Origin of the sequence: Halomonas sp. PGE1 (genome assembly GCF_013000985.1) — a bacterium.
Classification (GTDB): domain Bacteria; phylum Pseudomonadota; class Gammaproteobacteria; order Pseudomonadales; family Halomonadaceae; genus Halomonas; species Halomonas alkalicola.
The window spans coordinates 402,727-415,948 of the sequence record NZ_CP053032.1 but is presented as its reverse complement, the minus strand read 5'-3'; the positions used below and the strand labels follow the sequence as shown (position 1 = coordinate 415,948).

Genomic DNA, 13,222 nt, shown 5'->3' with positions numbered 1-13,222 from the left:
CACTCGACAGGAGCCAAGGCGACATGTCCCACACCGACACCACCCTCGCACCCGACACCCGGGGCCGTGGCCTGGCCGCGGCCATCTACGTGCTCTACCTGGGCAGCATCATGGCGGTGATCACCGCTCCCATCGGCGTAGTAATCGCCCATATCCGGCGCGGCCGCGTCCCGCCCATGGCCGACAGCCACCTGCTGTTCCAGATCCGCACCTTCTGGCTGGGCGCCCTGGGCGGCCTGATCGCCCTGGCCGCCTGGAACCTGCTGGGCTGGATCGGCGCCCCCGCCTGGGCCTCCTGGGTGCTGGGCTACGGTTTCTTCACCGCCTGCCTGATCTGGACCATCGCGCGCTGCGGCGTCGGCATCCAGCGGCTGATGGCCGCGCGCCCCGTCGACAACCCGCGTAGCCTGCTGTTCGGCGGTGCCGCCGTTCGCCTCGGCGACTGAGGGAGCCCCAACATGACGCACACCACGCTATCGCACCGGCCATCCGTGCCGCGCTCCCCTGCCGTGACCGGCCTGGCCTGGGGCTTCATCCTGTTTGCCCTCGCCACCCTGCTGCTGGTGATCCTGAGCCGCGCACCGGGCGATGCCCTGGCCATGACCCTGGGCGTCGATGCTAGCAGCGGCGGGCTGACCGGGGGCGTGGCCTGGATGATCGAGCGCAGCACCCGGGTCGCCAGCCTGCTGCTGCTCGGCGCCCTGGTCACCCTGGGCCTGGCCGTCGCCCTGCTGCGCCGCCTGCCCTGGGCGAGGCACGCCTTCATCGCCCTGATGGCCGCCGGCTTCGTCGGCGTGCTGGGCGGCGCGGCCCTGACGCCGCTGACCTTCAGCCTGCTGCCGGACGCCGCCACCACCGAGGCTGTCAACGTCGAGGATCCGGTCGCCGGCCTGGTGGGCCTGCTGGGCGGGCTGATCCTCATCGCCACCCTGCTCACGGCGCTGTTCGCCTGGGCCGGCTGGAAACTGACCACCCCGGCGGTGCGTGCCGAGTTCGAGCACGCCCCCGTCCCCGCCGAGGGCTGAAATGAACAGGGCTGAAACAAACAGGGTCGAGATGCGCGAACACGATGCCGACCGGGAGCGCTCGCTGCCCAACCCGGGGTGGGGGCCGCTCTCGGCGCTGCCGGGCAACCCGCTGATGTGGGTGCTGATCCTGAGCGAGATGCTGGTCTTCGCCGCCTTCTTCGGCATGTTCGCCTGGCTGCGCGCCGGCGAGCGCGAGGTGTTCGACGCCTCCCAGCAGCTGCTCGACCCGGTGGCCGGCGGCCTCAACACCCTGGTGCTGCTGACCAGCGGCCTCTTCGCCGCCCTGGCATCCCAGGCCATCGCCGCGGGACAGGTGCGCCGCTGCCGCCAGTGGCTGGGCGGGGCCTTCGCCCTCGGGGTGCTCTTCTGCGTGGTCAAGGTGGTGGAGTATGCCGACAAGCTGGGGCAGGGCATCCTGCCCGAGACCAACACCTTCTTCACCTTCTACTACCTGCTGACCGGATTCCACTTCGCGCATGTGATCTTCGGCCTGGGGCTGATCGCCCTGGTGGCCTGGCGGATCTCCCACGACAACGTGGAGACCGCTGCCGCCTTCTGGCACATGGTCGACCTGATCTGGATCCTGCTCTATCCCATCATCTACCTGCTGAGGTGAGTCCCATGCACTCCAGGACCAAGGGCGCACCGACCCATCCGACACGCCGACTGCTGATCACCTGGGCGGTGCTGATGGGCCTGACCCTGATCACCATGGCCTCGGCCCAGCTCGGCGGCGAGGCCCGGCTGCAAGCGCTCCCCCTCTGGTCGGCGGGGCTCCTGCTGGCCACCACCTTCTTCAAGGCCCATCGGGTACTGATGGTCTACCTGGGCCTTCACGCCTCGACGCCGGCCTGGCGCGGCGCCTTTACCGGCCTCACCCTCTTCACCTTGCTGCTGGTGGGCGCCGGCTACCTGGTGGCCCAGGCGGCTTGAACTGGCCTGTCGCGAGAGGCGCCGGGGGCAGACCGAAGAGGAGGTCCGTGGACCAGGGATGGTCTAGGTAGCCTCCAGGGATGGATTCGTGGCGCCTCCTCACAGGTCTGACGCCGGATCAGCCTCGAGCGCCATTGCCAGGAACGAAAGGGGTCAGGGCGGAGGGCCGACACCGGCCCAGTCGGCCAGGCGGCGCCCCAGCCAGATCAGTCCCCACACCGCGAAGGGCACCACGAACATCACCAGGATGCCCCAGTCGCGGGTGTTGATCAGCCAGGCCAGCGGGGTGATCACCGCCAGGGCGACCAGCAGGCCCACGGCGACGGCGATGGCGGGACGGCGATTCGGCACGGCGGCGTTGCGCATGATGGTCGCTCCTCAGTGGCCGATGATCTGGCGGTAGATGCCCGGCAGCGCCAGGGCGAGGTGCTCGGGACGGTTGACGATGGCGTAGCTGCCCCGCCCGAAGAGGTGCGAGACATACTGGTGCGCCTCGCGGTCCACGGTGACGCCGAACACCCGCACCTCCTGCTGGCGCGCCTCGAGCACCGCCTTGCGGGTGTCCTCGATGCCGTAGCGCCCCTCGTAGTAGTCGGTATCGTTGGGCTTGCCGTCGGTGATCACCAGCAGCAGGCGATGGCGGTTGGGGCGCTTGGCCAGCTCCCCGGTCACGTGGCGGATCGCCGGCCCCATGCGGGTGTAGTGGCCCGGCTTCAGCGCCGAGATGCGCCGCGCCACCCGCTCGCTCATGCCCTCCTCGAAGGTCTTGAGGGTGTTGACCCACACCTTCTGGCGGCGGTGGGAGGTGAAGCAGTGGATGGCGTAGTCGTCGCCGCAGCCGGCCAGGCCGTGACCCAGCACCATCAGCGCCTCCTTCTCCACGTCGAGCACCCGGCGATCGTCCAGCCAGGCATCGGTGGAGAGCGAGACATCCACCAGGATATCCACCGCCAGGTCGCGGGCCTGCTCGCGGGCCGTCATGTAGAGGCGGTCGCTGGCCTCGCCGGTGGCGGCCAGGTCGCAGCGGGAGCGGATCACCGCGTCCATGTCGAGCTCGTTGCCGTCGACCTGGCCGCGCAGGATCTCGCGGCGCGGACGCAGCGCCTCGAACTCCCGGCGCACCCGGCGGATGCGCCGCCGGGTGGCGTCGTCCGGCTCCCACTGCTCGCCCTCCTCGCTCTGCAGGTCGGTGATCACCTGGCAGTGGTCGGGCAGATAGCACTGCTTGCGGTAGTTCCACTCGGGGTAGAGCTGCTTGCCGCGTAGCCGCTCGCCCAGCGCCTCGTCCGGCGGCAGGTCGAGGTCGACCTTGAGCCGGGTCGCCGCCCGCTGCTTGTGCGGGCTGATGACGATCTCCTCGATCTGCTCGGCGGCGCGCTTGGCCTCCTCGTCCTCGTTGTCCTCCACCAGGCGGTTGAGGTTCACCATCTCGGTCCAGGAGAGCATCTTCTCGAAGCGGTTGGCGATCAGCGGGTCGTCGCGCTCCGACTGGTCCTGGCGGCGGCGCTCCGCCTTGCGCTTGCCCTCGCTGGCCTGCTGGGCGCTGTTGGTCTCGCCATCATAGGGGTCCTCGTCGCTCTCCTCGCGACCGTGGCCCACGCCCAGGTGCACCACCTGGCCCCACAGGGGGACCGGCAGCGGGGGACGATAGCCCCGCGGCGCCTGGAACGCCTCGAGTGACGCCTCCGGGTCGGCCACCGCCGCGGCCATGGAGGCGGCCCAGCCCTCCAGGGGGGCATCATCGCCCAGCAGGGCGCGCAGCGTGGCCTCCAGGGCCTGCTCCATGGGCGGCAGCTTGCGCCGCACCGGGCGCACCGCCAGCAGCGCCGCACAGAGGTCGCGATAGCGCCCGGCGAGCCCGGGGAAGCGAATCAGGGCCGCCTCGGTGGCGCGCATCGCCTCACGCAGCCGCGCCAGGTCATTCTGGAGCGGGTCGGCGTGGAGGCCCGGATGCCGGGAGACCGCCAGGTAGGCGGTCAGCCAGAAGTAGAGGTCGCGGTTGAGGCGCGTCTCGGGGAAGAGGTCCAGGGTCGGCGGCAGCAGCAGGCTCTCCTCGTCGCGCCGCGCCTGGTCGATGGCTTCGTCATCGAAGCCGAGGCGCTGGCGCAGCGAGAGCCGGTGCGCCGAGCTGCGCGCCACGATGGCGGCCACCTCGAGGCCGCTCTCGCCACCGCTGGCGCGGAAGAAGACGCCGAGCACATGGCGGAGATCCTCCAGGGCCACGGCGGCCTCGGGATGACGCCGGTAGCTGGCGGCCCCGGAGGCCCAGCGGTGCCAGTGGCGGCCGACGAACTCCTCGACCTCGAGAAAGTGCAGCATGGCGTTTCTCCTATCAAGGAAGCGCTGAGACATGTCACGAGCGAAGATAGGCTGGTCGCCGCCGGAGCGCAGAACCGAGCGAAGCGACAAACATCCGGAGGATGACCCCGAAGGGGCGAGGAACCGAAGGTTCCGAGTCAACCGGAGTGTAGCCTGCTACATGAGGATTCCGAGCACCGCCGGAGGGCAGGATATCGAGCGCAGTAATGTGTCAGTGCTTCCTCAGCCGAAAGTGGCGTTAATTGCTTCCATAAGCCCTTCCTGGACGTCCAGGTCGTCGGTCAGGGGCTCCACCAGGGTGGCCCGGGCCGCGGTCAGGATCGGCATGCCGGCCTGGATCAGGGTGGCGCAGTAGACCAGCAGGCGGGTGGAGACCCCCTCCTCCAGGTCCTGGCCCTTGAGCTCGCGCAGGCGGGTGGCCAGGTTGACCAGGGCGGCGCAGCGCTCATGGGGCAGGCCACTCTCCCGGGCCACGATGCCGCACTCCACCTCGGGGGGCGGGAAGTCGAAGGACATCGCCACGAAGCGCTGGCGGGTACTGGGCTTCAGAGACTTGAGAATGTGTTGATAGCCGGGGTTGTAGGAGACCACCAGCATGAAGTCGTCGGGCGCCTCGAGGAGTTCTCCGGTGCGCTCCAGGGGCAGCAGGCGGCGGTCGTCGGTGAGCGGGTGCAGCACCACGGTGACGTCCTTGCGCGCCTCGACCACCTCGTCGAGATAGCAGATGCCACCCTCGCGCACGGCGCGGGTCAGCGGGCCGTCGACCCAGCGGGTCTCGCCACCCTGAAGCAGGTAGCGACCGGTGAGGTCGGCGGCGGTGAGATCGTCGTGACAGGAGACGGTGTAGAGCGGCCGACCCAGCTTGGCTGCCATATGGCTGACGAAGCGCGTCTTGCCGCAGCCGGTGGGCCCCTTGAGCAGCAGCGGCAGGCGCTGCTGGTAGGCCTGCTCGAAGAGGGCACACTCGTTGCCGACCGGCTCGTAGTAGGGTGCCTCCTGGTCGAGTTCGGGCAGGGATGCGATATGGGTCATGGATCACTCCAGAAGCCTGAAGGAAGCGGGCCGCGGCGACCGCCGCGGCCCGCCGGGGGCATTACTCGGCAGCGGTCAGCGGCTTGCTGGTGGCAGGCACCTGCTCGCGCGCCGGCCCGAAGACCGCGTAGATGAACATCAGCGCGGCGATGCCGACGAAGATGCCGGTGCTGAAACGCATGATGTAGAAGAGGTCAAGCTGGTCCTGGACCTGCATGAAGTTCATGCCGAGCACCCGCTGCAGGTGAGTCTGGACGACGCCCGCGAAGGTCAGGGTGAAGGTCATGAACCACATGGCGGAGGTCATGATCCAGAAGGCCCACATGTTCAGCACCTGGTTGTAGGGCTGCACACGACGGAGCTGCGGCATGGCATAGGTGATGATACCCATGATCAGCATCACGTAGGCGCCGTAGAAGGCCAGGTGGCCGTGGGCCGCGGTGATCTGGGTGCCGTGGGTGTAGTAGTTGATCCACGACAGGGTGTGCATGAAGCCCCACACGCCGGCGCCGAAGAAGGCCACGGCGGCACAGCCCATGGTCCACAGCATGGCGGCCTTGTTGGGGTGGTTACGGTTGCCCTTCCAGAACATGTAGAAGGCGAACACCACCATGGCGAAGAAGGGGATCACCTCGAGGGTGGAGAAGATGTTGCCGATGGGCTGCCAGTAGCCGGGGGTGCCGATCCAGTAGTAGTGGTGGCCGGTACCCAGCAGGCCGGAGAAGAGCGCCAGGCCGACGATGACGTAGAGCCACTTCTCGATGATCTCGCGGTCGACGCCGGTCATCTTGATCAGCAGGTAGCCGAGCAGGGAGGCCATGATCAGCTCCCACACGCCTTCCACCCAGAGGTGGACGATCCACCACCACCAGAGCTTGTCCAGCGCCAGGTTGTCGGGGTTGTAGAAGGCGAACAGCCAGAATACCGCCGCCAACCAGAGGCCCAGCATCAGGACCATGTTGATGGCCGTCTTGCGCCCCTTGAGCATGGTCAGGCTGGTATTGAACAGGAACATCAGGAAGGAGATCGTGATCAGGATCTTCGACCAGAGCGGCTGCTCGAGGTAGTGACGCCCCTCGTGGATGCCGAACTGGTAGCTGATCAGCGCGCCGGCGCCGGCAATGGCGAACAGGCCAAGCTGCAGGTAGGCCAGGTTGGGGCTGTAGATCTCGTTCTCGGCCTCCTCGGGCATCAGGTAGTAGGTGCAGCCCATAAAGCCGATCAGCAGCCAGACGATCAGCAGGTTGGTATGACTGGTCCGGGTAATGTTGAAGGGCATGGCCTCGGACATGAAGTGAGGCCAGACATAAGCGGCGGCGGCGGCAAGACCAAAGACGATCTGCAGCGCAAACAGCGCCATCGCGACCATGAAGAATGGCAGGGCCACCTTCTGCGTTTCATATTTCATCGGTTCGGCTCTCCTGGTTTCGGGAATCCGGCTGAGTCACGGGTCCGGATCAACCGGCCGGGTGGGGCGGCCAGCCCTGGGTGTCGATGGAATCGGTCCACTCGAAGAAGTCGATCAGGGCTGCCATCTCTTCGTCATTGATCTCGAAGTAGGGCATCTGACGACGGTTCGGTGCACCGGTGGGCTGGGCGCGCATCCAGGCCGCCAGCGCCATGCGAGCCCCTTCGGGGTTCTCATGGCCGCCGTAGCGGGTCCAGACGTTGCCGACTTCCGGTCCGAAGTAGGAGCCTTCACCGATGATGGTGTGGCAGTTGATGCAGTTGTGCTCCTCCCACACGTGCTTGCCCAGCCGCACGGAGTCCGTGAGCGGCTGGGTCGAGGTGTTGACGATGTAGTAGTGGCTGTGAGCCGTCAGCGCGGCAAACACCAGGAAGAAGAACAGCGACCCGCCATAGAAGATGTTGCGGGCAGCTGCCTTTGTCAGGCCTTCGGTCATGGACCATACCCCCTTGCTAGTCTGTCTTCTTGTGGAAAACGGCCGTGGGTACCGACCGCTTCCGCCCCCTTAATATGCATTCTCTATGCATGTTAAAGAGTAGCAGTGAGGACGCGTCCATGACTTTGACGAGGGTCAATAGGGAGGGGGCAGAATGACGCAACCGAGGCTTGCCATTCGCGGGGAACGGGGCGGGGTGCCGGCAGCGGGCTGCCGGCGGCGATGAATCACGCCTCGGTGAGGTCCTCGATCCAGGTCAGGGCCGCCACGCCGGAGGGCAGGCCCAGGGTCGGAATGGCCAGCATGGCCACCTGCTTGAGCGCCTCGGGGGACTCGCCCTCCTCCAGGCCGCGTCGCGCATGGGAGTGCACCGCGCCCTCGGAGCGCGCACCCACGGCGAGCGCCAGCTTGACCAGGCGGCGAGTGCGCGCGTCCAGGGGGCCGGCCTCGGCGCAGGCCTTGCCCAGCGCCGCATAGGCGTCCCACACCTCGGGGTACTGCTCGGCGACCTTGCCGGCGCCGGCGGGAAGTTGCTCTTGGCTCATCGAATCGCTCCTTGGCTGCTGTAGAGGGTACTGGTGAGTCTGCCGGGAAGGGTCGGCAACCTAAGCCGCAGTATAGAGAGCTCCGCCCCCCGACGTCATGCCGGGGCTCAGCCGGCCGCCAGCCAGGAGAGGGGGCTGTTGTGCAGCGCCGCCCCCAGCATGTAGGCGAAGGTGGCCACCGCCGCCAGGGCCGCGATCCCGCGCACCGCGGGGCTTCGCCCGCGCTTGATCGCCAGGGTGCCCAGGCCGATGTAGAGCAGCAGGGCGATCAGCTTGGCGGCGAGCCAGGGGTGGTGCTGGGGCCACATCTTGAGCATCACCATCAGCAGCACGCCCAGTGTCAGCAGCAGGGTGTCGTTGACGTGGGGCAGCACCCTGACCCAGCGGCGCTGGAGCCAGGGCGACTCGCGCACCGACCACCAGGCCCGCACGACGAAGAAGAGCAGGCTGAGGGTGGCGGTGGTGATATGCAGGTGCTTGATCAGGAAGTAGTGCTCGATCATCGGGTACCTCCCGGGGAAACCTAGCCGTCCTTGCCGTCCACGCGGGCGGTCAGCAGCGGCACCGTGTAGTGGAACAGGAAGATCAGGTAGGCGATGCACCAGAAGAGGATGCTGAGGTTGTAGGTCCAGTGGGTGATCTGGGGGAACATCGCCAGCACCGGCGAGCGCAGCAGGGCGCCGGCGAACATCAGCACCAGCCCCACGCCGATGCCCGGCAGGGTGCGGATCTCCCGGCCGGTATGGCCCAGCGCCACCCGGGACATCATCGCCAGCATCATGGAGGCGATGCCGCCGATGGCCAGGGCGTGCAGCGCCAGCTCGACCCGGAAGACGCCGGTCATCGCCAGCGCCCACATCACCAGCCCCACCACGATGAAGGCGTAGCTCAGGTGCAGGCCCCACAGCAGCGGCTCATGCAGCGCGCGCCACCCCTCCCAGCGGGCCAGGCGCACGCCGTTGGCGGCGGCGGCCACCAGCATGACCCAGCCCAGCAGGCCCGCCGGCAGCTCGATGCCCAGCACCACCGCCAGCTGCAGCAGCACCACGGCGTAGATGGACCAGAGCGCGAGGCGCTCGAGCATCGGCCAGTCGGCCGGCCTGGGGCGTCCCAGCTTGCGCGAGGTGAAGAAGGGAATGACCCGGCCGCCCAGCAGCACCATCAGGGTGGCGATCAGCAGCACGCCCAGGTAGCCCCCCTCGCGGATCGGCGGCAGCTGGCCGCGCATCACGCCCAGGTGCATGGCCAGGTTGGCCACCGCCAGCAGCAGCAGGATCGGCACGAAGACCAGGTTGCGCCACTGGCGCACCGCCACCACCATGCGCGCCAGCGCCAGGGCGGCCAGGGGCAGGAAGGCCAGGTCGATGGCCATCAGCACCCCGGCGGGCAGCCCCATGGGGAAGGCGATCAGCAGCCGGGCCGCCAGCCAGAGGCCGACCAGGCCCAGCAGCGGCGCGCCCCGCAGGCTCGGCTGGCCGGTCCAGTTCTGCGCCGCGGTGAGCAGGAAGCCCACCGCAACGGCGGCGCCGAAGCCGAAGATCATCTCGTGCTGGTGCCACCACATCAGCCCGCCGTGGGGGCGCAGCAGGATATCGCCGTGCCAGAAGGCGAACCACACCACCATGGCCAGCACGCTGAACAGCGAGGCGAGCAGGAAGAGGGGGCGGAAGGCGAGCCGGGCGACGGGGATGCCGGCCGGCTCGGGTTGGGGTGACGTCATGGCAGCTGTCCCGACGGTTGCGCTAGATTTCCCATTGTGCCTTGCCCGAGGCCGCCGGGGCCATGACAGGTATCAAGAATATTTCTTATCGCGGCCGCTCGGTGACCGCCCGGTGCCTACCGGGTCTGGTTCCAGATGTTGTACTTGCCGGAGGGGCGTTTCATGGGCATCCGCCCCAGCTCCTCGAGGGTATCGGCATCGAACCACAGCAGGTAGCCATCATCCTCCCAGATGCTCAGCAGCAGGGTCTCGCCGCGCCGGTCGAACTCCACGTGGGCGGCGGTCTTGCCCGGCTCCGGAATCAGCGTCTCGACGACCTGAAGGCTCTGCTTGTCGAGCACATGGACGCGATCCTGATGGGGACCGAAGAAGACATCCACCCAGGCGTAGGGGGAGTTCTCGTGGCTGCGCGTGAAGAAGCCCGGACCGTCAGTCTCGATATGGGTGATCAGCGACCAGTCGGTCATGTCGAGCACCGAGACCCGCCCCATGTTGAGATGGGGCACGGCCATCACGCTGGTGCCATTGCGCTCCCAGGTCAGGCTGGACCCCAGATGCGGCATGCCCTCCAGGGGCAGGTCCGCCACCTTGCGCGCCTCGTCGAGGTCGAACACCTGAGCGCCCCGGCCACCACGAGTTGCGCCGATGACATGGCGATAGTCACGATTGAAGAAGAAGTTGTCCAGGTGGTCGGGCGCCTTCACACGATGCAGGGCGACATCGCCCAGAATCGTCTCATCGCCCTCGATGCGCTCCTCCGGCCAGCGTATCTCCCAGACCTCGGGGATATCGGGAAGCGCCGCCACGAAGCTGTTGCGTGGCGCCGCGGTATAGACGGCGCTGACCCGGGAGGTCTCGCCATCGAGACCCTCCACCGGGATCACCGCGATCAGCTCGAGGTCGCGGGCATCGAGCAGCACCAGGCTGTGGGGCAGGTAGTTGGCGGCCAGCACATAGTTGCCGTCGGCGGACAGGGCAACGTTGCGCATATTGATACCGGCGCGAATCTCGGCGGTGACCGTCAGGTTGTAGATATCGTACTTGGTGACCCAGCCATCCCGGGAGCCGAAGTAGACATAGCGACCATCGGCGGAGAACTTGGGCCCACCGTGTAGGGCATAGCGGCTGGGGAAGCGGGTGATGCGCTCGAAGGTGTCGCCGTCCAGCAGGCTGACGTGGTGATCGCCGATCTCCACCACCAGAAAGAGGTTCTTCAGATCCTCGACCTCGAATACCGGCGCGTCCGGCAGGCTGCCATGGGGGTGAGCGACATCGTGGCTGGCCAGGATATCGGCCTCTTCCCAGGCCAGGTCATGCTCAGGCGGCGTGAAGATCCACTCGGCCAGGGCCGCCACCTCCTCCTGAGACAGCAGCTCGCGGTAGGCCGGCATCTCGGTGTCCTTCCGCCCCTCCAGTATCGTCGCCATGGCGTCGTCGGGGCGGACACGGGCCAGGTTATCCGGCAGCAGTGCCGGGCCGATCCCGCCCAGGCGACTGACGCCGTGGCAGACCGAGCAGTGCTGGTTGTAGAGCACCTCGGCGTCCGGTTCGCCGGCCAGGGCCGGCAGGGTGATCGCGGCCAGCAGGCCACCGAGTATCAGGGGTGGCAGCGCCATCGGGATCTCCCTCACAGGGCCACCCTCCCCACCCCGCGCTCCAGGGAGTCGATGGCGTCTTCCGGCGTCCGGGCCAGGCGGGTCATGGCCGGCGCCAGGGTCTCGGCCAGGCTGACCACCTCGCCCACCACGATCAGGGTCGGCGGCCGGAACGCCTCGCGCTCGATCACCTCCACCAGGTCGCCCAGGGTGGCCAGCACGTGGCGCTGCTCCGGCGTGGTGCCGCGCTCCACCAGCGCCACCGGGGTCTCGGCGGGCATGCCGTGGGCCTGCAGCTCGCGGCGGATCAGCTCGGCGTTGGCCAGCCCCATGTAGAACACCGTGGTGTGATGGGGCACCGCCAGAGCCGCCCAGTCGAGGGCCAGGTCCCGGTCCCCCTTGCAGTGGCCGGTGACGAAGGTGACGCTCTGGGCGTAGTCGCGGTGGGTCAGCGGGAAGCCGGCGTAGCTGGAGCAGCCCGAGGCCGAGGTGATGCCCGGCACCACCCGGAAGCCGATGCCGTGCTCGATCAGGTACTCGGCCTCCTCGCCGCCGCGGCCGAAGATGTAGGGGTCGCCGCCCTTGAGGCGCAGCACCCGCTGGCCCTCGCCGGCCAGCCGCACCAGCAGGGCGTTGGTCTCGTCCTGGGTCAGGGCGTGGCAGCGCGAGGCCTTGCCCACGTAGTAGCGGCGCGCCTCGGGCCTGGCCATGGCGAGGATCTCGGCGGAGACCAGCCGGTCGAACACCAGGCAGTCGGCCTGCTGCAACAGCGACAGGGCGCGCAGGGTCAGGAGGCCGGGATCGCCCGGGCCGGCGCCCACGATGGCGACCTCGCCCGGCGCCAGCGGCGCCTCGTCGAGGCCGAAGTGGCAGGTCTGGTTGTGTCGGAATGCTGTCATGGCTCGCTCTCCCGGAGCATCACGGTCTGAATTCTCGCTCGACGTTCAGAGCTCGGTGGCCTGAATGGCCTCGTAGGGTGCCGACACCCGCCGCTCGCCGTCGGCACTGGCGCCGATCTCCTCGTTGGTGAGGTAGCAGCCGGGATCCTCTTCCCAGGGGTCGCCGGTCACCTTCCAGGCCCGCACCCGGGTGTTGCCGTTGCAGATGTCGAGGAAGCGACACTCGGCGCAGCGCCCCTTGAGCGGCCGCGGCCGCTGGCGGAAGCCCGCCATCAGGGGGTCTGTGGTGTCGCGCCAGATTGTGGAGAAGGGCCGCTCCCGGACGTTGCCGAGGTCGTGGTCCCACCAGAAGGTATCCGGGTGGACGTTGCCGAGGTTGTCGATGTTGGCGATATGCTCGCCCGAGGCGTTGCCGCCCCAGTTGACCAGCCGCTGGCGCAGGGCGTCGGCCTGGTCGGGGAAGTGCTCCCGGGCCCACATCAGCAGGAAGGGGCCGTCGGCGTCGTTGTTGCCGGTGACGTACTCGCGCTCCACGCCGCGCTCGAGCTCGTCGCGGCAGTGGTCGAAGAGCCGGGTCATGGCATCGCGGGTCATGCGGTACCAGGCATCCTGCTTGCTGTGGCGCCGGCCGCGGCCGCCGTAGTTGAGGTGCGAGAGGTAGAACTTGTCGACGTCGTGTTCCTCGATCAGCGCCAGGATGTCGCCGAGCTGCTCATAGTTCTCGCGGGTCAGGGTGAAGCGCAGCCCCACCTTGATGCCGCGCTCCTTGCACAGCTTCACCGCGTGCATCGACTCGCGGAAGGCGCCCTGGCGCTGGCGGATGACGTCGTGGGTGGCCTCCAGGCCGTCGATGCTGATGCCCACGTAGTCGTAGCCGATGGCGGCGATCGCGTCGATGTTGGACTCGTCGATCAGGGTGCCGTTGGTGGAGAGTCCGGTGTAGATGCCCAGCTCCCGGGCGCGCCGCGACAGCTCGAAGATGTCCGGGCGCATCAGCGGCTCGCCACCGGAGAGGATCAGCGCCGGCACCCGGAAGCCCTTGAGGTCGTCGAGCACCGCGTGGGCCTCGGCGGTGGAGAGCTCGCCGGCGAAATCGATGTCGGCCGAGGTGGTGTAGCAGTGCTTGCAGGTGAGGTTGCAGCGGCGGATCAGGTTCCAGATCACCACCGGCCCCGGCGGCTTGCGGGCCGGCGGGATCGGGGTCGGCTCCATCAGGCTCTTGATATAGCGGGTGACGCGAAACATGG

Annotated in this window: 15 protein-coding genes; 4 read left to right on the top strand and 11 right to left on the bottom strand. The window is 68.2% G+C overall.

From position 1 onward, the window contains the following. Positions 1 to 23: 23 nt before the first annotated feature. From HIR79_RS02070 to HIR79_RS02055, 4 genes are read left to right on the top strand one after another with little or no spacing between them, the layout of a single operon-like run. Positions 24 to 446, top strand: coding sequence for a DUF4870 family protein (locus tag HIR79_RS02070; protein WP_169956434.1), 423 nt, complete (start codon positions 24 to 26; stop codon positions 444 to 446). Between the two features lie 12 nt (positions 447 to 458). Continuing rightward, a complete protein-coding gene (locus HIR79_RS02065) occupies positions 459 to 1,025 on the top strand; it encodes a hypothetical protein (protein ID WP_169956432.1) in 567 nt (188 codons plus the stop codon). A gap of 31 nt (positions 1,026 to 1,056) precedes the next feature. After that, positions 1,057 to 1,644 (top strand): cytochrome c oxidase subunit 3 family protein, encoded by a 588-nt coding sequence (locus HIR79_RS02060; protein ID WP_169956430.1) that lies wholly within the window; start codon positions 1,057 to 1,059, stop codon positions 1,642 to 1,644. A 5-nt stretch (positions 1,645 to 1,649) separates the two neighbouring features. Next, the gene (locus tag HIR79_RS02055; RefSeq protein ID WP_169956428.1) at positions 1,650 to 1,961 is read left to right on the top strand and encodes a cytochrome C oxidase subunit IV family protein; all 312 of its coding nucleotides are present in this window, start codon (positions 1,650 to 1,652) and stop codon (positions 1,959 to 1,961) included. 153 nt (positions 1,962 to 2,114) lie between these two features. Here the strand turns inward: HIR79_RS02055 and HIR79_RS02050 are convergent, their stop codons facing one another. The 11 genes from HIR79_RS02050 to nirJ all read right to left on the bottom strand — a co-directional run bounded on the left by HIR79_RS02050 (position 2,115) and on the right by nirJ (position 13,220). Next, positions 2,115 to 2,327 carry a hypothetical protein gene (locus HIR79_RS02050; protein ID WP_249322226.1) on the bottom strand — a complete coding sequence of 71 codons (213 nt, stop codon included), beginning with the start codon at positions 2,325 to 2,327 and terminating at the stop codon, positions 2,115 to 2,117. Between the two features lie 12 nt (positions 2,328 to 2,339). After that, complete coding sequence (locus tag HIR79_RS02045; protein ID WP_169956426.1) at positions 2,340 to 4,280, bottom strand: nitric oxide reductase activation protein NorD; 1,941 nt, start codon at positions 4,278 to 4,280, stop codon at positions 2,340 to 2,342. A gap of 222 nt (positions 4,281 to 4,502) precedes the next feature. Then, the gene (locus tag HIR79_RS02040; protein ID WP_169956424.1) at positions 4,503 to 5,312 is read right to left on the bottom strand and encodes a CbbQ/NirQ/NorQ/GpvN family protein; all 810 of its coding nucleotides are present in this window, start codon (positions 5,310 to 5,312) and stop codon (positions 4,503 to 4,505) included. Between the two features lie 61 nt (positions 5,313 to 5,373). Beyond that, entirely contained in the window at positions 5,374 to 6,720 is a 1,347-nt protein-coding gene (locus tag HIR79_RS02035) for a cbb3-type cytochrome c oxidase subunit I (protein WP_169956422.1), read from the bottom strand. 49 nt (positions 6,721 to 6,769) lie between these two features. Continuing rightward, on the bottom strand, positions 6,770 to 7,216 hold the full coding sequence (locus HIR79_RS02030; RefSeq protein ID WP_169956420.1) for a c-type cytochrome: 447 nt from the start codon (positions 7,214 to 7,216) through the stop codon (positions 6,770 to 6,772). A 227-nt stretch (positions 7,217 to 7,443) separates the two neighbouring features. After that, positions 7,444 to 7,761, bottom strand: a complete 318-nt coding sequence (locus tag HIR79_RS02025; protein ID WP_169956418.1) for a carboxymuconolactone decarboxylase family protein — start codon at positions 7,759 to 7,761, stop codon at positions 7,444 to 7,446. A gap of 107 nt (positions 7,762 to 7,868) precedes the next feature. Beyond that, the gene (locus HIR79_RS02020) at positions 7,869 to 8,264 is read right to left on the bottom strand and encodes a SirB2 family protein (protein WP_169956416.1); all 396 of its coding nucleotides are present in this window, start codon (positions 8,262 to 8,264) and stop codon (positions 7,869 to 7,871) included. A 20-nt stretch (positions 8,265 to 8,284) separates the two neighbouring features. Continuing rightward, positions 8,285 to 9,481: an NnrS family protein gene (locus HIR79_RS02015; RefSeq protein ID WP_169956414.1), complete on the bottom strand. Its 1,197-nt coding sequence runs from the start codon at positions 9,479 to 9,481 to the stop codon at positions 8,285 to 8,287. A gap of 116 nt (positions 9,482 to 9,597) precedes the next feature. Further along, entirely contained in the window at positions 9,598 to 11,097 is a 1,500-nt protein-coding gene (locus HIR79_RS02010) for a nitrite reductase (RefSeq protein ID WP_169956412.1), read from the bottom strand. A gap of 11 nt (positions 11,098 to 11,108) precedes the next feature. Then, positions 11,109 to 11,975, bottom strand: coding sequence for a uroporphyrinogen-III C-methyltransferase (gene cobA / locus HIR79_RS02005; RefSeq protein ID WP_169956410.1), 867 nt, complete (start codon positions 11,973 to 11,975; stop codon positions 11,109 to 11,111). 45 nt (positions 11,976 to 12,020) lie between these two features. Further along, positions 12,021 to 13,220 (bottom strand): heme d1 biosynthesis radical SAM protein NirJ, encoded by a 1,200-nt coding sequence (gene nirJ, locus HIR79_RS02000; RefSeq protein WP_169956408.1) that lies wholly within the window; start codon positions 13,218 to 13,220, stop codon positions 12,021 to 12,023. Positions 13,221 to 13,222 lie beyond the last annotated feature (2 nt).